The 17417-nt window shown below is 58.7% G+C and carries 17 protein-coding genes, 1 tRNA gene and 1 pseudogene; 7 read left to right on the top strand and 12 right to left on the bottom strand.

Annotation, left to right across the window (positions count from 1 at the left end):
- Positions 1 to 71 precede the first annotated feature (71 nt).
- The 5 genes and pseudogenes from AC3ISG_RS21330 to AC3ISG_RS21310 all read right to left on the bottom strand — a co-directional run bounded on the left by AC3ISG_RS21330 (position 72) and on the right by AC3ISG_RS21310 (position 3807).
- Complete coding sequence (locus AC3ISG_RS21330; protein ID WP_489297901.1) at positions 72 to 1370, bottom strand: NAD(P)/FAD-dependent oxidoreductase; 1299 nt, start codon at positions 1368 to 1370, stop codon at positions 72 to 74.
- 63 nt (positions 1371 to 1433) lie between these two features.
- A pseudogene (locus AC3ISG_RS21325) lies at positions 1434 to 1593 on the bottom strand (DUF3094 family protein).
- A gap of 29 nt (positions 1594 to 1622) precedes the next feature.
- Entirely contained in the window at positions 1623 to 2162 is a 540-nt protein-coding gene (locus AC3ISG_RS21320) for an MOSC domain-containing protein (RefSeq protein ID WP_489297900.1), read from the bottom strand.
- Positions 2159 to 2788, bottom strand: a complete 630-nt coding sequence (locus AC3ISG_RS21315) for a DUF1780 domain-containing protein (RefSeq protein WP_122535381.1) — start codon at positions 2786 to 2788, stop codon at positions 2159 to 2161. Before AC3ISG_RS21315 ends, AC3ISG_RS21320 begins: the two co-directional genes overlap by 4 nt.
- A 116-nt stretch (positions 2789 to 2904) precedes the next feature.
- On the bottom strand, positions 2905 to 3807 hold the full coding sequence (locus tag AC3ISG_RS21310; protein WP_489297899.1) for a helix-turn-helix transcriptional regulator: 903 nt from the start codon (positions 3805 to 3807) through the stop codon (positions 2905 to 2907).
- Positions 3808 to 4155: 348 nt separating this feature from the next.
- Here AC3ISG_RS21310 and AC3ISG_RS21305 point away from each other — a divergent pair, with 348 nt between their 5' ends.
- From AC3ISG_RS21305 to AC3ISG_RS21290, 4 genes are all read left to right on the top strand, one after another.
- Positions 4156 to 5472, top strand: a complete 1317-nt coding sequence (locus tag AC3ISG_RS21305; RefSeq protein ID WP_241072696.1) for an MFS transporter — start codon at positions 4156 to 4158, stop codon at positions 5470 to 5472.
- Between the two features lie 193 nt (positions 5473 to 5665).
- Complete coding sequence (locus AC3ISG_RS21300) at positions 5666 to 6355, top strand: fumarylacetoacetate hydrolase family protein (protein ID WP_489297898.1); 690 nt, start codon at positions 5666 to 5668, stop codon at positions 6353 to 6355.
- 51 nt (positions 6356 to 6406) lie between these two features.
- Positions 6407 to 7171, top strand: a complete 765-nt coding sequence (locus AC3ISG_RS21295) for an SDR family oxidoreductase (protein WP_122535385.1) — start codon at positions 6407 to 6409, stop codon at positions 7169 to 7171.
- A 31-nt stretch (positions 7172 to 7202) separates the two neighbouring features.
- Complete coding sequence (locus AC3ISG_RS21290) at positions 7203 to 8156, top strand: 2-hydroxyacid dehydrogenase (RefSeq protein WP_489297897.1); 954 nt, start codon at positions 7203 to 7205, stop codon at positions 8154 to 8156.
- 425 nt (positions 8157 to 8581) lie between these two features.
- On the opposite strand, the gene AC3ISG_RS21285 is transcribed toward AC3ISG_RS21290, so the two are convergent.
- Positions 8582 to 9481, bottom strand: coding sequence for a LysR family transcriptional regulator (locus tag AC3ISG_RS21285; RefSeq protein WP_122622750.1), 900 nt, complete (start codon positions 9479 to 9481; stop codon positions 8582 to 8584).
- Positions 9482 to 9637: 156 nt separating this feature from the next.
- Between AC3ISG_RS21285 and AC3ISG_RS21280 the strand changes: the two genes are divergently transcribed.
- The gene (locus AC3ISG_RS21280) at positions 9638 to 10282 is read left to right on the top strand and encodes a hydrolase (RefSeq protein WP_489297896.1); all 645 of its coding nucleotides are present in this window, start codon (positions 9638 to 9640) and stop codon (positions 10280 to 10282) included.
- A 259-nt stretch (positions 10283 to 10541) separates the two neighbouring features.
- Here AC3ISG_RS21280 and yacG read toward each other — a convergent pair whose 3' ends face one another.
- From yacG to pilB, 5 genes are read right to left on the bottom strand one after another with little or no spacing between them, the layout of a single operon-like run.
- Complete coding sequence (gene yacG, locus AC3ISG_RS21275) at positions 10542 to 10745, bottom strand: DNA gyrase inhibitor YacG (protein WP_074888353.1); 204 nt, start codon at positions 10743 to 10745, stop codon at positions 10542 to 10544.
- Complete coding sequence (gene coaE, locus AC3ISG_RS21270) at positions 10745 to 11365, bottom strand: dephospho-CoA kinase (RefSeq protein ID WP_489297895.1); 621 nt, start codon at positions 11363 to 11365, stop codon at positions 10745 to 10747. Before coaE ends, yacG begins: the two co-directional genes overlap by 1 nt.
- The gene (locus AC3ISG_RS21265) at positions 11362 to 12234 is read right to left on the bottom strand and encodes a prepilin peptidase (RefSeq protein ID WP_489297894.1); all 873 of its coding nucleotides are present in this window, start codon (positions 12232 to 12234) and stop codon (positions 11362 to 11364) included. The genes coaE and AC3ISG_RS21265 overlap by 4 nt, the downstream gene beginning before the upstream one ends.
- Positions 12235 to 12236: 2 nt before the next feature.
- The gene (locus AC3ISG_RS21260) at positions 12237 to 13454 is read right to left on the bottom strand and encodes a type II secretion system F family protein (RefSeq protein ID WP_489297893.1); all 1218 of its coding nucleotides are present in this window, start codon (positions 13452 to 13454) and stop codon (positions 12237 to 12239) included.
- Between the two features lie 2 nt (positions 13455 to 13456).
- Positions 13457 to 15151 carry a type IV-A pilus assembly ATPase PilB gene (pilB, locus tag AC3ISG_RS21255; protein ID WP_489297892.1) on the bottom strand — a complete coding sequence of 565 codons (1695 nt, stop codon included), beginning with the start codon at positions 15149 to 15151 and terminating at the stop codon, positions 13457 to 13459.
- A gap of 224 nt (positions 15152 to 15375) precedes the next feature.
- On the opposite strand from pilB, the gene AC3ISG_RS21250 reads away from it, so the two are divergent.
- Together AC3ISG_RS21250 and AC3ISG_RS21245 are read left to right on the top strand one after the other, a co-directional pair.
- A complete protein-coding gene (locus AC3ISG_RS21250; RefSeq protein ID WP_489297891.1) occupies positions 15376 to 15810 on the top strand; it encodes a pilin in 435 nt (144 codons plus the stop codon).
- 70 nt (positions 15811 to 15880) lie between these two features.
- A tRNA-Thr gene (locus AC3ISG_RS21245) sits at positions 15881 to 15956 on the top strand.
- Positions 15957 to 16254: 298 nt separating this feature from the next.
- Here AC3ISG_RS21245 and nadC read toward each other — a convergent pair.
- A complete protein-coding gene (nadC, locus tag AC3ISG_RS21240; RefSeq protein WP_489297890.1) occupies positions 16255 to 17103 on the bottom strand; it encodes a carboxylating nicotinate-nucleotide diphosphorylase in 849 nt (282 codons plus the stop codon).
- Positions 17104 to 17417 lie beyond the last annotated feature (314 nt).

Raw genomic sequence — 17417 nt, 5'->3', positions numbered from 1 at the left:
GAGGCAGGTGTCTGGAATGGGGGAGGGATGAGGCCCGCCGCATTGGCGCAGCGGGCCTGCAGGACTCAGCCTTAGTGCAGCTTCATGCGTGGCTCGGTGCCGCGACCGATTCGGCTGCCCAGCATGAGCATCAGCGTGCGGAACATGCCGTACAGCGCCATCTGGTGCATGCGGTACAGCGAGACGTAGAACATCCGCGCCAGCCAGCCTTCTAGCATGACGCTGCCGGTCAGGTTGCCCATCAGATTGCCGACCGCCGAGAACTTCGACAGCGAAATCAGCGAGCCATAATCCTGGTAGCGATACTCCGGCAGCGTGCCGCCCTCGATGCGCAGCTTCAGCGACTTCACCAGCAACGATGCCTGCTGATGCGCCGCTTGCGCACGGGGCGGCACGTTACGGTCCGTGCCTTTTTGCGGGCACGCCGCGCAGTCACCGAAAGCGAAGATGTTGTCGTCGCGGGTCGTCTGCAGCGTCGGACGCACCTGTAGCTGGTTGATGCGATTGGTCTCAAGACCGGCGATGCCCTCCAGAAACGCCGGAGCGCGGATGCCTGCCGCCCAGACCTTCAGCGTCGCAGGAATCATCTGACCGGTCGCAGTCACCAGGCCTTCGGCTGTTACTTCACTGACCGCCGAATTGGTCAGCACCGTGACGCCCAATTTCTCCAGCGTTTTGTGCACCGGGCCGCCAATACGTTCCGGCAGTGCCGGCAGGACGCGCGGCCCGGCCTCGATCACCGTGATGCGCAGGTTTTCCGGTTTGATCTGGCCCAGTCCGTAAGCCGCCAGCTCATGGGCCGCGTTGTGCAGCTCTGCGGCCAGCTCGACACCGGTCGCACCGGCACCGACGATGGCGACGTTGATCTCTTCGGCCACATCCGTTTGGCTCGCGTGGGCGCGCAGGTAGCGATTGAGCAATTGTTGATGAAAGCGCTCGGCTTGCTTGCGGGTGTCGAGGAACAGGCAGTGCTCCGCGGCACCTTTGGTGCCGAAGTCGTTGGTCGTGCTGCCGACGGAAATCACTAGGGAGTCGTAATCCAGGCTGCGCGCCGGGACCAGCTCCTTGCCGTTTTCGTCGAGGGTCTCGGCCAAGTGGATCTGCTTGTTCTCCCGATCCAGCCCGGTCATGCGGCCCATCTGAAACTGAAAGTGGTTCCACTTGGCTTGCGCCACGTAGTTCAGCTCGTCCTCGTAAGAGTTGAGCGAGCCGGCGGCCACTTCGTGCAGCAGCGGTTTCCAGATGTGGGTCAGGTTGGCGTCGACCAGCGTGACGCTGGCGGTGCCTTTCTTGCCCAGGGTTTTACCCAGACGGGTAGCCAGCTCCAGACCGCCAGCGCCTCCGCCGACAATCACAATACGATGGGTCATGGGGATATCTCATAAGGCTTAAGGAATTCTGTGTCAGCGCAATCCGCGCGAGCGCAAGGCAGCTCATAGCGTCAAATCGCTCAGTAAACGGCTCAAATGGCCCGGTCCGAGCACCATTACAAGGAGCAGCCAACGCCAAAAGGGTCGGCGCTCGACTTGGGCGGGGAGCTCGAATGTACGCTTCGACACGCGCGGTGTCGGCAGGTTTCAGGGGGCTGATCATTTGAGGCTCTTTATCACTATTGATCCGGATCAGGAGACCGCGCTGTTGGCTGGGTTAAAGTCCTGGACGCTCGGTTCGATCGGCTCGATACACAAAACGTCGTCCAGACGCACGATGCCGCTTTGTATCACCCGCGCGGTGATTCCGCCATGGCCACGGACGGCCTGAAAAATGCCGTGGCCCAGGCGCTGCTCAAGGCGTGCGCAGGGTTGGCACCAGCCCGTTGTTTCAAAGATCGCCTGACCGATGCGGAAGCGTCGGTTCTTCAGGCTGAACAGGTTAATGCCGCTGATCACGATGTTGCGTCGCAAATCCTGAGGCAACACCGGGTTGTCCTCGGCCCTCCCCATCAGCGAGCTGACCACAGCGAAATGCTCCCACTGGATCAGGGTTACCTGTCGAGCGTTACGCGGGCCCGGGCGGGCGTGATCGCCGGTCAGGCCTGCTTCGCGGCGCGCTTCCACGGCTTCCAGTTCAACCATCTCGCCACGGGATTCCGGGCGCACGCCGATCCAGCGCACGCGTCCACGCTGGGGTACATCGGCGATCAATTCCTGCAACGGACTCATAAACTGATTCCCACATCAAACACCACGCTGCGGCCCAGATTGGTCCGCAGGAAATCCGGGGCATCCGGATGGGCGAACAATACCCGGGCGAAGGTCGGCCCGACCAGCGAGAGTGATCGCCAGCCTTGGCGCAAATATTCGGTGGGCGGCGGAAAGTGGCTGTTCAGGTCGAGCACCTCGCGCTTGAGGCTGGCGAAGGCAATGATGTCCAGCTCGCCCAAATCCAGGCCGCGCTCTGTGTAGTTGTGGGCCTTTTTGCGCAGGGTTGGCGCCAGACGCCGGAGCAATTCGGCAGCGGGAATGCGCTTGGGTTTGGCTTCCCGGCGCACCAGTTGGCTGAGGGAAAACGCGCTGCGCCGACGTTGCAGTTCTTCGCGCCACTCATCGTTGAGCCGACGACCTTCATCCAGAACAAAGAACACTTCAAAACACGCATCGCGAAACAGCACGTCCGGCGGCTCTTGCCCGGCAGGCAGGAAGTCGTCGGTGCGATGGGGAATGTTCAGGCCCTGCAGCAACCGTTCGCACACCCAACGCTCGCGCTCCCACTTGCGCGCATTGGACAGAAACGCATTGGCTTGCTCGGCCTGGATCGTCAAAAGACGCAGATAATCGGAGTCATCCATGGCGCCAAGCTTAACGCTCCGGAGGCGAGAAGAAACATAGGGGCCGAGATAAAGTTGGCCGGGGAGGCGCTGATCCATTTAAGGAGCTGCCCGGTGCATGAGCAGGGTCTGGCAGGCTACAAATCCCGCTGCTTCCTGAACTGCCCCGGCGGCATGCCGTGGGCGTGGCGGAAACGCCGCGAGAAATACGCCTCGTCGGCGAAACCACATAACCGCGCCACTTCCCCCACCGGCTTGCTGCCGTTAAGCAGCAGCGTGCGCGCCAGGTGCATGCGCCGTTCCAGCACCAGCTCGCTGAAGGTCTTGCCGACTTCCTTGCGCAGCCAATGGGTCAGGTAGTTGGGCGACAGAAACGCGGCCGAGGCGGCTTTTTTCAGGCTCAGGTCCGGGTCGTCGAGGTTCTTGCGCACGTACTCCGACATCCGCGCCAGCGCGTCGCGGCGGCTGCGCTCGGCGGCATTGTCGTCGGCCAGCAGCTTGATCGGCTCAGCGTACAACTGGCAGACCGTGCCGATCAGTTGCAGCAGGCACCCTTTGAGAATCTCCCGCGAGCCAAACTGCCGGTTCGCGTCCAGCTCACGCATGCGGCCCAGCAAATGCTTGATCTCGGCAAAATCAGCGGCGTCCAGCGTGAAATCCAGGTGCTCCTGAAAACGAAACGGCGACAGCTCCGGGGCGAGGGCGATCGCCACGTCTTCGAGGTCCAGCGGGTCGCATTGCAACTGGGGCAGGAGGAAAGTCTGAGCGAAATTGATCAGCAGGAAATTGCCTTCCGGTGGATGCGGAATGAGGTGCAATTTATGCGGGAGGATGAACGCCAGTGTGTTGCGCGGGAAGGGCCGTACCACACCGCCGATGTGCTGCACGGTGTCGCCGCCGAGGTTGATCTGAATCTGAAAATACTCGTGGCGATGAGGCGCGGTTTCTGCCTTGCCCTCGGTCTTGCCGCGGATGTAAAAATCCGGCCGCTCACTGCGCTGCTGCATGCCGTAGGTGGGGACGCGATTGATGGAATCCATCGAGTGCTCCTCGTCTTGTGTTTCTTATTGTCGGTCGTCGTATGACTAAATCCAAACATTTGCTTACGGAGGAGGCGAGTCAATTTGTCCAAGAATCTTTTTACTGCTCGCCTTCAGCGGACTGCTCTAGCGCAGGCGTTTGCGTGCGCATTCGATCGCTCGGTGCTGTTTTAACACGCGGGCAGTTTTTTGGACAATTCATTACAAGCGGCTGTTGAAATCCAAAAACGTTCTAAGCGTCGGCTTGTTTAAAACCGGTCGTACGATAAGTTGGAGGCGCGCTTCATCACTCGATACCAATAAAAACAATGAGGAATTCTCATGTCGAGCAACCCTGATATTCAGGCGATGGATGCTGTCGTGGCCGCCCCAGTCACCGCCGCTCCCGCCCGCCCGATGACCCACCGCCGCTGGTTCATGCTGTCGCTGCTGCTGATCGCCACGATCATCAACTACGTCGACCGCGTGAACATCTCCATCGCTGCACCTTTCATGGCCAAAGACCTCGGTCTGGACAAGGTCGAGATGGGCCTGATCTTCTCCGCCTTCGCCTGGACATACGCCTTCGCCCTGGTGCCCGCCGGTTTCATCGCCGACCGGTTCGGTTCGCGCTTCACCTACGGTGCTTCACTTATCTCGTGGTCCGCGGTAACGGTATGCCAGGGCATGGCAGGCGGTTTCGCTTCGTTGTTCGGCTTGCGTCTGGCCATCGGCGCAATGGAAGCACCGGCCTTTCCGGCCAACAGCCGCGCAGTCACGGTCTGGTTTCCTGCGCGGGAACGCGGCATGGCCAGCAGCATCTACGTGTGCGGGCAGTATCTGGGCACGGCGCTGTTCACCGGTTTGTTGCTGTGGCTCGCCACGACCTATGACTGGCGCCACGTGTTTTACAGCACCGGCATCATCGGCATCGTCTTCGGGGTTGCCTGGCTGTACCTGTATCGCGACCCGATGAACTGCAAGAAAGTCAGCAAGGAAGAACTGGCTTACATCGAAGACGGCGGCGGCCTGGTCAAAAGCAGTCAGGAACGAAACAAATTCAAATGGGCGCAAATTGCCGAGCTACTGAAATACCGTCAGGTCTGGGCCATCTGCCTGGGCAAGTTCGCCAGCACCTCGGCGCTGTACTTTTTCCTGACTTGGTTCCCGACCTACCTGATTGAAGAGCGGCACCTGACCATGGTCAAAGTCGGCATCTTCGCAGTGCTGCCGTTCATTGGCGCCACGGTCGGCGTGCTGCTGGCAGGCTTCATCGCCGACTGGATGATCCGCCGCGGTTATTCGCTGTCCTTCTCCCGCAAGCTGCCACTGGTGGTGGGTTCGGCGCTCGGCATGTCGATCATGCTGGTCAACTTCACCGACTCCAATGAAGTCTGCATCGCGCTCCTCACAATCGCCTTTTTCGCACAGGGCATCGCGTCATCGTCTTGGGCAGCCGTGTCGGAAATCGCCCCCAAGGAACTGATCGGCCTGACCGGGGGCATCACCAGTCTGGCGGCCAACATTGGCGGCATCGTCACGCCGATTGTTATCGGGCAGATCCTGCATGTCACCGGCAACTTCGCGTGGGCGTTCTGGTTCATCGGCGGGGTCGCGTGTATCGGCACGCTCTCTTATTCACTGTTGCTGGGCCGCATTTATCGCATCGAGCTAAAGGCCCGGTAACCGCTCAAGAATGTGTGTGTGAACTTATGCCGTATTGGGCAGAGGCGTATGCAAATACGCCTTTTTTAATGCCCGCGGTATTGAGTTTTTTAGTCCAGCGCAAACACGGTTTTGTCCAACTTTCCCGTCGGTTGATCCCGTAGTCTGAACTGCATCTGGCGGGATTGAGCGTCTTTTGGTGATAAGGAATTTCATGAGCAACTTTGTATTCGAACCGCCCCGAGTCAGCAGCCTGCCGGTGCATGGCAGCGATGCACGGTTCCCCGTTGGCCGGGTGTTTTGCCTGGGCCGCAATTACCTGTGGGGCGATGCTGCCACCGCTGAGCGCGAGGTCCCGGCGTTCTTCATGAAACCGGCGACATCGGTGGTGGACGCAGTGGGCGAGGTCGCGTTTCCGACCCAGACCGACCAGTTTTGCCACGAGATCGAACTGGTCGTTGCCATCGGCAAGGACGGTTTCGAGATAGACGCCGAACATGCGCTGGACCACGTCTGGGGATACGCCGCCGGGCTCGACCTGACCCGTCGCGATCTGCAAATGGCGGCCAAGGCGGTGGGCAATCCATGGGAGCCGGCGAAGGCGTTCGACGGCTCGGCGCCGATCACGCCCATCCGCCCGGCAGGCCGTGACGGCCATGCGCAACAAGGCGCTATCTGGCTGAGCGTCAACGGCGTCGAGCGTCAGCGTTCCGACCTTGAGGGCCAGATCTGGTCGGTGAGCGAAGTCATCAGCCAGCTATCCCATTCCGTCACATTGCGCGCCGGCGACCTGATCATGACCGGCACGCCGCCCGGCGTTGCCGCGCTCGAAGCGGGCGACGTGATCAATGGCGGCATCGACGGCGTCGGCGAATTTGAAGTGAGGGTGGGTGAGCGCCGCTGAGCAAATCATCCAGAACAGCCGCATTTTTGATGAGCAACAAGGAGAACAATAATGACTGATCAATCCGTTTCGAAAATTGCCCTGGTCACCGGCGCGGGCAGTGGCATCGGCCGCTCCGTCGCGTTAGGCCTGCTGGAAGATGGATTCAAAGTAGTGGTGACCGGGCGCCGTATCGAGCCGCTTGAAGAGCTGGTGGCGCAGGCCCGCGAGCAGGGCGGGGAAGCGTTGGCGGTGTCGTGCGACGTGCGTGATCCGGCGAGTGTTGACCACCTGTTCGCCACCATCGAGGAGGTGTATGGCCGCCTCGATCTGGTGTTCAACAACGCCGGCGTCAACGCCCCTGCTGTGCCGATGGACGAGCTGCCCATCGAGAAGTGGCTGAGCGTGATCGACACCAACGTGACGGGCGTTTTCCTGTGCAGCCGCGGTGCGTTTGGCCTGATGCGCAAACAGTCGCCCCAGGGTGGCCGGATCATCAACAACGGTTCGATCTCCGCCCACGTGCCACGGCCGTTCACCGCGCCCTACACCGCCAGCAAGCACGCAGTGTTGGGCTTGACCAAGAGCCTGGCGCTGGACGGTCGCGAGTTCAACATCGCCTGCAGCCAGATCGACATCGGCAACGCGCTGACCGAGCTGTCGGTGCGCATGACCAAAGGCGTGCGTCAGGCCAATGGCTCGACAGCGGTCGAGCCGATGATCGACGTCAAGCACATCGCCGACGCCGTGCGTTACATCGCTGCACTGCCGCTGTCGGCCAACGTGCTGAACATGACCGTCATGGCCACCAACATGCCCTTCGTGGGCCGTGGTTGATCCGTCCGAATTCGAGATAAGCGAGATACCGATGAAACCTGAAATCCTCCAGCTGAGCCCGATCCTGATCCCTGACATCAACGCGCGGCTGAACGAGCGCTACACCGTTCGCCCGTATTTCCAGCAGGCCGACAAGGCTGCTTACCTGCGCGAGCACGGCGCCAATATCCGCGGCGTGGTCACCGGCGGCCACACCGGTATCACCCGTGAAGTGATGGAGCAGTTGCCGAAGGTCGAAATCATCGCGGTCAACGGCGTTGGTACCGACGCGATTGATCTGGCCTACGCGCGGGACCGTGGCATTCGCGTCTCGGCGACCATCGGCGCGCTGACCGAAGACGTTGCCGACCTTGCCATCGGTCTGCTGATTTCAGTCTGTCGCGGGTTGTGCACGGGCGACCGATATGTACGCTCCGGCGCATGGACCAAGACCGCGACGCCGCTGGTGCCGCTGCCACTGGCGCGTCAATTCAGCGGCATGCGCATCGGCATCGTCGGCATGGGCCGGGTAGGGCGGGCCGTCGCCACGCGTGCTGCTGCGTTCGGCTGCCCGATCAGCTACACCGACCTCAACGCCATGGGCGACGTGCCTTACACCTTCGTCAGCGGTCTGGTCGAACTGGCCGCGCAAAGTGACGCGCTGATCGTGGCGGCAGCCGCCGACAAAGCCAAAGGCATCATCAACGCCAAGGTGCTGGAAGCGCTGGGCGCGCAAGGTTTCTTGATTAACGTGGCGCGCGGCAGTCTGGTCAATGAGCCGGACCTTGTTGCAGCGCTGGAAGCTGGCTCGATTGCGGGCGCGGGGCTCGACGTATTCGCCGATGAGCCCCACGTGCCGGATGCCTTGTTCGCCCTGGAAACCGTGGTCCTGCAACCCCACCGCGCCAGCGCCACCGTGCAAACCCGGACGCGGATGGGCGAGATGGTGTTGGCGAGCCTGGCGGATGGGCTCGCAGGGAAGGTGCCGGTGGGGAGTGTGGTTTGAAGGGCTTGATTGACTGAGCTGAAGCGCTTTGCTTGCAAAGCCGGTATTCCAGCCGCCATAGATGCAGCGGATGTTCCTGCCTCTTCGCGAGCAAGCTCGCTCCCACATGATCGGCGCCGTACCAGGAATCCCGGACTGATCAAGGACCTGTGGGAGTGACCGGGGTGGCTCCCCCCCCGTGCTCACGAAGATGGCCTTCCAGCCGCTGAATTTTTAGCGGATGGTCCTATCTCTTTGCTTGCCCCCACATGATCAGCGCCGTACCAGGAATCCCGGACTGATCAAGGACCTGTGGGACACGCCACGGTTTCGGGCGGTAAAGGCCCTGTGGGAGTGAGCTTGCTCACGAAGACGGTATTCCAGCCGCTGAAGATTTAGCGGATGTACTGGCCTGTGTAACGAGCACGCTCCCCCAACGGCTGCTGTCAAAACGCCCCGGACTCAACCGACAGCTCAGCCACCAGAAAATCAATGAACGCCCGGGTCTTCATCGGCACCCGACGGGATGAGGGGTACACGGCGTTCACCGTAATCGCCGGCGCTTCCCAATCGCACAGCACCGGTACCAGCCGCCCATCCGCCACCGCGCGCTCGATGATGAAATTGGGCAGCAACGCGATGCCCATTCCCGCCACTGCAGCCTGCGCCAGAATGTCACCGTTGTTGGCGTGCAACGGCCCGCTCACCGTCACCCGCTGTGTTTCCTTGCCGTTGCATAACTGCAGGCTCACGCCGCTCTGCAAATAGCCGTAACTCAGGCACTTATGGTGTGCCAAATCCTTGGGGGTCTGCGGCGTGCCTTCGCGAGCCAGATAGTCGGGCGAGGCCACCATGATCCTCGGCGCCGGGGCCAGCGAGCGCGCGATCATCGACGAGTCCGGCAGGCTGGCGATCCGAATCGTCACGTCAAAGCCGCCTTTGACCGGATCCACCTGCTGATCGCTCAGCACAACCTGCAGCTCGACGTTCGGGTGCAACTCGTTGAAGCGCGGAATCAGCGGCCCCAGACGACTCAGTCCAAACGACATCGGCGCATTGACCCGCAACACGCCGCGTATTTCACCCATCCCGGTCCGCGCCCGTTGTTCGGCTTCGTCCAGCGAGGCGATGACATCCCGACACGCGTCGTAGTACTCGGCGCCAGCTTCCGTCAAATGCAGGCTGCGCGTGGTGCGCTGCAACAGCTGCACACCAATGGCTTCTTCCAGCGCCTGAATCTGCTTGCTGATTTTCGAGCGCGGCACGTCCAGTGCGCGGGCCGCTGCGGCAAAGCCATTGGCGCCCACGGTGGCGACAAACGCGCGCATGCATTCGATACGATCCATGACCGTTCCTGATTTGGAAACAATGAGTCCCGATTCTATGGGATTGTTCCTTTGTCGGCCAGCCCGTAAATTCACTCCCAAGCCAGCCAACACGCTTGACCCGCGCAGCGGCTAACCCATAAAGAACTCACTGCTGACCATTTAAGGAATCTACCCATGTCCATTCGCGAACTGCTGAACCCAACCAACGCCGCCCTGATCCTGATCGACCACCAGCCGCAAATGGCTTTTGGCGTCCAATCAATTGATCGTCAGACCCTGAAGAACAACACCGTTGGCCTGGCCAAGGCCGCCAAGATCTTCAACGTGCCGACGATCTACACTTCGGTCGAAACCAAAAGCTTCAGCGGTTTCATCTGGCCTGAACTGCTGGCGGTGTTCCCGGATCAGCAGCCGATCGAGCGCACGTCGATGAACTCGTGGGAAGACAAGAAACTGGTGGAAACGGTCAAAGCGACCGGTCGCAAGAAGCTGATCATCGCTGCGTTGTGGACCGAGGTCTGCCTGAACTTCCCGACGCTGGACGCCTTGGCTGAAGGCTACGAGGTGTACATCGTCACTGACGCTTCCGGCGGCACGACCAAGGAAGCCCACGACATGTCGGTTCAACGGATGATTCAGGCAGGCGCTGTGCCGGTCACCTGGCAGCAGGTTCTGCTCGAATTCCAGCGCGACTGGGCACACAAGGAAACCTACGAAGCGGTGATGGAACTGGTCCTGGAACACAGCGGCGCATACGGCATGGGCGTCGACTACGCCTACACCATGGTCCACGGCGCGCCGCAGCGTAAATTGGGCTAAACGCTCGGCCACAAAAAAAGCTTCGCGATTAAGGTCGCGAAGCTTTTTTGGTTTCCGGGGGGTGTCTCGTTCATGTGGGAGTGAGCTTGCTCACGAAGACGGCATTAGAACTGCTGGATATCTAGCGGATGTACCGGCTTCTTCGCGAGCAAGCTCGCTCCCACAAATTGTTGTCGATCTCGGCGCTCATTCTTGTCGACGGGATACGCTCGGCTTTGGGAGATGTGCGTTGTTCGCCCAGTGTGGCTGCCAAGTTTGATCAGTGCTGACGAGGGTCGAGGTCACCTGAAAACAGCTCGTCTTCCGCATCCGGCGCAACCGGAATCGCATGTTCTTCCGACGCCCAGGCGCCCAGGTCGATCAGCTTGCAACGGTCCGAGCAGAACGGCCGGAATTTACTCTCCGGTGTCCATTCCACGGGCGCTCCGCAGGTTGGGCAATCGACGGTCATTGGTTGGCTCATCATTGGCCTCCACGCAAAGTTAAATAAAAGTGATGCAGACGCTCGACCTCGCTTTTCAGCCAGGCCGGGTCACGGTCATTGACGATTACATCATCGGCCCGGCTCAAGCGCTCCTCGCGACTGGCCTGCGCCTTGAGAATCGCCCGCACCTGTTCCTCGTTGGTCTTGTCGCGCAACACCGTGCGCTCGATCTGCACCGATTCCGGCACATCAATGACCAACACCCGCTGCACCATCTGGTGCTGAGAAGTCTCCAGCAACAGTGGCGACACCAGAATCGCATAAGCCGATTCGGCGCGCGCCAGATACTGCCGGATTTCCTCGCGGATCAGCGGATGCAAAAGGCTTTCGAGCCAGACCCGCTGTTGCGGATCCTTGAAAATCAGCTCGCGCAACGCCGAGCGATTCAGCGTGCCATCAGCCTGCAGCACACTTGCACCGAAGTACTCGGCGATCTGCGCCAAGGCAGGACGCCCGGGTTCGACAACCCAACGAGCGGCGTGATCGGCATCCACCAAATGCACGCCGAGATCGACGAAGCACTGAGCCGCCGCACTCTTGCCGCTGCCGATGCCACCGGTGAGGCCCAGAATCCAGGGTTTTGACGCAGGAGAAGTCATCTGAAACCGGCGATCTGCAAATACGAAGTGGTTATTTGATCACCCCAGAGCAAAGCGATCCACCCCGCGAGCGCCAGATAAGGACCGAAGGGGATCGGCGTGCTGGTCTCGACATTGCGCAAGCGCAGCAGAATCAGGCCCAACACCGCCCCGACAATCGACGACAGCAGAATTGTCAGCGGCAGAATCTGCCACCCGCCCCACGCCCCGAGCATGGCCAGCAACTTGAAGTCGCCGTAACCCATGCCTTCCTTGCCCGTGATCAGCTTGAACAGCCAGAACACACACCACAACACCAGATACCCCGCGACCGCGCCCCACAGCGCATCGGTCAGCGACGTGAACAGGCCAAACGCATTCACGATCAGGCCCAGCCACAGCAGCGGCAACACGATCGCGTCCGGCAGAAGCTGGTGGTCGGCGTCGATCAGGCTCATCGCCAACAAACCCCATGTCAGCACCAGCATCGCCCCAGCCTGCCAACCGAAACCGAAATGCCAGGCGATGAAGGCCGAGAGTAAGCCGCACGCTAATTCAACCAGCGGGTAGCGCTTGCTGATGGGGGCTTTGCACTGTGAGCATTTGCCGCCGAGGAACAGATAACTGACGACCGGAATGTTCTCCCACGCACGGATTTTGTGTGAGCAGTGCGGGCAGCGGGAGTGGGGGAGGATGAGGTTGAAGGTTTCTGGTTGCGGCTCTGGGGGGAGGTCGAGCATTTCCCGGGATTGGGTTTTCCAGTCGCGGATCATCATTTTTGGCAGGCGGTAGATGACGACGTTTAGGAAACTGCCGACGAGCAGGCCCAAGACGAGCGTGCATAGAATAAAGGCCAGCGGGAAGCTGGCCAGGAGGTCGAGGAGGGGCATGGTTAGACGACTTGTCCGAGCTTGAAAATGGGAAGGTACATGGCGATAACGAGTCCGCCGACGATGACACCGAGGAAAGCCATAATCATCGGCTCCATGAGGCTTGTCAGGCTGTCGACCATGTTATCGACCTCATCCTCGTAGTAGGTCGCGACTTTATCGAGCATAGAGTCCAGCGCGCCGGATTCTTCCCCAATCGCGGTCATCTGTATGGCTAGCATCGGAAACACGCCGGTGCTGCGCATGGAGAAATTCAGTTGCATACCGGTGGAGACGTCCTGTTTGACTTTGTTGACTGCGTTCTTGAAGACAACATTACCGGTGGCGCCAGAGACAGAATCAAGCGCCTCCACCAGTGGAACGCCCGCAGCGAACGTCGTGGACAAGGTCCGTGCGTATCGCGCTACTGCGGATTTGTACAACAAAGGACCTATAACGGGCATCTTCAGGAGTGCTCGGTCAAGGCCGTTTCTAAACTTTTCGGAGGTTCGGTAAGCACGCCGAAACAGGAAAATACTTAACACGATCCCACCCAGCAGCATCCACCAATATTCTTGAACAATTTTGGACAGCCCGATCACCATTAGCGTGAATGCTGGGAGCTCAGCTCCGAATCCATCAAAAATGGTCTGAAACTGGGGTACAACTTTTAGCAGCAAAATGCCCGTCACGATAAACGCGACCACGACGACAGCAATTGGATAAGTCATTGCTTTTTTAATTTTAGCTTTCAGCGATTCGGTCTTCTCTTTGTAGGTCGCGACTCGATCCAATAGTGTTTCAAGGGCGCCTGCCTGTTCCCCTGCATCTACCAAGTTGCAGAAAAGGTCATCGAAATATAACGGCTTTTGCCTTAGCGCCGTGGCGAAGCTGTGCCCCGCAGCAACTTCTTGCTTAATCTCGTCTACGAGCTTGCGCATGTTCGGGTTGTCGTGCCCCTCGCTGATGATGTCAAAGGACTGCAGCAAGGGGACGCCCGCTTTCATCATCGTAGCCATTTGGCGACTGAAAAAAGCAATGTCCAGAGGCTTGATCTTCTTCCCTTTGCCGAAAATCGAAACGGACTTTTTACGCACTTTGGTCGGATTAATACCCTGCTTACGCAGCTGAGCTTTTACCAAAGCCGGGTTGTGCCCATTAATCTCGCCGGTAACCTTGGTCCCCTTCTTATCCAGCCCTTCCCAAGCATAGAGACTGACTTTTACTGCTTTGGTCACCATGCTTAATCCTTGGTTACCCGGTTTATTTCCTCAAGACTTGTCAAACCCTGCATTGCCTTCATCAGCCCAGACGTTCGCAGATCATTGAAACCATCTCTGCGCATCTGTTCAGAGATCTGGATTGAGTTGCCTTCCTCCATAATGATGCGCTCCAGCGCCGGCGTACTCTTCACCACCTCGTAGATACCTACTCGGCCTTTGTAGCCGCCATTGCAGTGCTCGCAGCCCACTGGTGAGTAAAGCTGGAACGAGCCAATTTGCGACTCGGGGAAACCTTCCGCAATCAATGTCTCCCGAGGGATCTCGACTTCCTTTTTGCAGTGCGTGCAAAGTTTGCGTGCTAGCCGTTGAGCGATGATCAGGTTAATCGCCGTTGCAATGTTGAACGCTGCTACGCCCATGTGGTGTAGGCGGGTCAGCGTTTCGGCCGCGCTGTTGGTGTGCAGCGTAGACAGAACCATATGGCCGGTTTGCGAAGCCTTGATAGCAATCTCGGCGGTTTCGAGGTCTCGAATTTCCCCAACCATTATCACGTCAGGATCCTGACGTAAGAACGCCCGTAGAGCCTGTGAGAAGTCCATACCTTGACGCGGGTTGACGTTAACCTGATTGATGCCTTCCAAGTTAATCTCAACCGGGTCCTCCGCTGTGGAAATATTGATGTCCACGGTGTTGAGAATGTTCAGCCCTGTGTAAAGCGACACCGTTTTACCCGAGCCAGTTGGTCCAGTGACGAGGATCATGCCCTGGGGTTGGCGGAGCGCCTCTAGATATAACTCCTTCTGTTCGGGCTCATATCCCAGCGCGTCGATACCCATTTGTGCAGTGGTAGGGTCCAGAATCCGCATCACGATTTTTTCTCCCCACAGAGTGGGCAGCGTGTTGACCCGGAAGTCGATGGCACGATTTTTCGAGATCCTGAGTTTTATGCGACCGTCTTGAGGTTTCCGGCGCTCCGAAATATCGAGGCTCGCCATGACCTTCAAGCGCGCAGCAATGCGGCCTGCCAAGTGGATGGGCGGCTTTGCTACCTCATGAAGTATGCCGTCTGTGCGAAGCCTTACCCGGAAGATCTTTTCGTAGGGTTCGAAGTGCAGGTCAGATGAACCAAGGCGGATAGCGTCCATCAGCATTTTATTTACGAAGCGAACGACCGGAGCATCATCGGCGTCTTGGCCGGCAATGGCAGTTTCTTTGCTCTCATCGACCGCCTCTATTTCGAGACCAAGGTCAACATCCGCCAAATCTCCCATGCCTGCGTTGCCGTCGAAAAACTTATCAATGGCGGCGGTTAGCTTATCGTCTTCGACCAGAATCGCTTCAGTTGTCAGCCCTGTGCTGAACTGGATGTCAGTAATGGCTTGATGGTTAGTGGGGTCTGAAATCCCTACAAATAACTTGTTGCCCCTGCGCCAGAGCGGGAGCGCGCAGTGCTGGCGAATGAGTTTTTCACTGACCAACCCTTTTGGTTGGGTTTCTTTCTCAAGGGTGCCTAGATCGAGAAAAGGAATGCCGAACTGGTCCGAAGCGACTTCGGCCAGCGTTATGCTTTTCAACAGCTTTGTTTCGACGAGATGATGAACCAGCGAAACCTTGTCACGCCGCGCTTGTTCGTAGGCTTTTTGCGCCGTTTTTTCTGTGAGCAGCTCAGCTATAACGAGTTGTTTAGCCAAGCCGGTTAGGACGACATCAGTCATTACAGCCACCAGATCCAGACATTGAATCGTTTATAGCCTAGTCAAGCTTGGCTGCCAAATTCGCAATGCGAAGGTGACGGAAATTGTCACTTTGTGCTGACTCCGCGTGCCATTTGCGACGGCGATAGTGGAGGGATGGGCAAAGGCTTCGGCGATTAGAAGCTGGCACGTTGCATGCAGAGCCTACTTCGAGCAACACCAAATTGACGCTTGGAGTAGTAGCGATGAATTTACAAAAAGGTTTTACGTTAATCGAGCTGATGATTGTCGTGGCGATCATCGGGATCCTGGCCGCGATCGCAATCCCTCAATATCAGGATTACGTGGTGCGCGCGCGCTGGGCTGACAACAACACTGCGATTGCGCCTGTGAAAGCAGCAATCGCAGAGTGCCTGCAGACTAACAACAGCGTCCTCGCCAGTTGCGACACCCCCGCAAGGCTGTTGACGACCGTCGGGTATGCAGGTCTTCCTGCTGCGACCCCTAACATGAACGCTGTGGTTATGACTCCTGGTACTGCGGCAATCGTGGTAACTGGTACAGCGGCGGCAGGTGGTTGCACTGTCACTTGGACGCCGGGCGTTGTTGATGCTAACCGCATCACTTGGGCTAGTGTGACAGGCGGTGGCTGCACTCGTTCTCGTACTGGTGTGAACTAACGACACCGCCAGAGTCGGCGTTTTGTAGGTGGGGCTGGCTAGAGCTTTTACTTACACCACAACGCTTTTCGCCGAAATAGCTCAGTCGGTAGAGCAGCGCACTCGTAACGCGAAGGTCGTAGGTTCGATTCCTATTTTCGGCACCAGAAACACAAAAAGCCCGGTCCTCAAGACCGGGCTTTTTCTTATCCAACGTCCGCATCATCTCGCCAATCAACAAATCCCCGGCGGAATCCCGTCCTTATTGAAATCCTTCAACCGCTCCTTCTCTTCTTCAGTGGAGTGAGCCGGAACGTCTTCTTCAGGTTCGACAGGTTGCTTCTCGTCAGCCATCGTCATTTCCTCATCCGTCTAATTACCAATTCGATCTCAGGGATCTCAAACCCATAACAAGCAGAGCCCGAGCACCCGTCGCAGTTCAACCTTTAAGACGCTGCCACCATCTCAAAGGCTCAGTCGCATCGACAAATCTACCGCCTTCACGTCTTTAGTCAGCGTCCCAATAGAGATGTAATCAACGCCGGTTTCAGCAATGGTCCTCAGGGTAGCGTCAGTCACACCGCCGCTGGCCTCCAGTTTCGCGCGGCCCGCCGTGAGGCGCACGGCTTCGCGCATGTCGTCCAGGCTCAGTTCATCAAGCATGATGATGTCAGCGCCGCCGTCGAGGGCTTGCTTGAGCTCGTCCAGGTTTTCCACTTCGATTTCCACGGGCTTGCCCGGCGCGATTTTGTGCGCGGCGGTGATGGCTTCCGCTATACCGCCACACGCGGCGATGTGGTTTTCCTTGATCAGGAAGGCGTCGAACAAGCCGATGCGGTGGTTATGACAGCCGCCGCAGGTGACGGCATATTTCTGCGCCATTCTCAGGCCCGGTAGGGTTTTGCGGGTGTCGAGCAGTTTGACCTGAGTGTCGGCGACCATGTCGGCGTAGTGCTGCGCGCGGGTGGCAACGCCTGACAGCAGCTGCAGAAAGTTGAGCGCGCTGCGTTCGCCCGTCAGCAAGGAGCGGGCAGGGCCTTCCAGGTGAAACAGCGCTTGATTGGGCTGCACGCGATCGCCGTCGACGATCTGCCAATGCACGGCGACGCGCGGATCAAGCTGACGGAAAACAGCATCGACCCATGCTGTACCGGCAATCACCGCTGCGTCGCGTGAGATCACAGTGGCCTTCGCCAGTCGCTCCGCCGGAATCAACTGCGCGGTGATGTCGCCACTGCCCACATCCTCCAGCAACGCACGACGCACGTTGGCTTCGATTTCAGCAGCGAGGGCATCAAGACGTAGGTTTGGCATAACGAGCTCCACGGACTAAGTGCGCCGAGTATATGGCAGACGGGTGTACCAACCTACGCACGCCAAGTGTCCAGTCGGATGCATTAGATGCACTTTGTCGGTTTTTTCCTCGGTTATGCGACAGATTGCGATTTCCATGGTCTATCGCTGCACATGTCCCTTCGCCGCCTTCTATCATTCCAATAAAGGCGAAGAGTTCGCTGGCGAGCGACCCGGTTTTACTCGATACTTTCGCCTTGTTTTTGACGTCATGGTGTTGGCGTCAGCCTGCAACATCCCCAGGGATAAAATTTTGAGATCCGTTCGAATGGAGT

The sequence above is a fragment of the Pseudomonas sp. GL_135 genome, assembly GCF_057834665.1.
The sequence above is the reverse complement of the archived record's forward strand: the minus strand, read 5'-3'. Positions and strand labels throughout refer to the sequence as shown.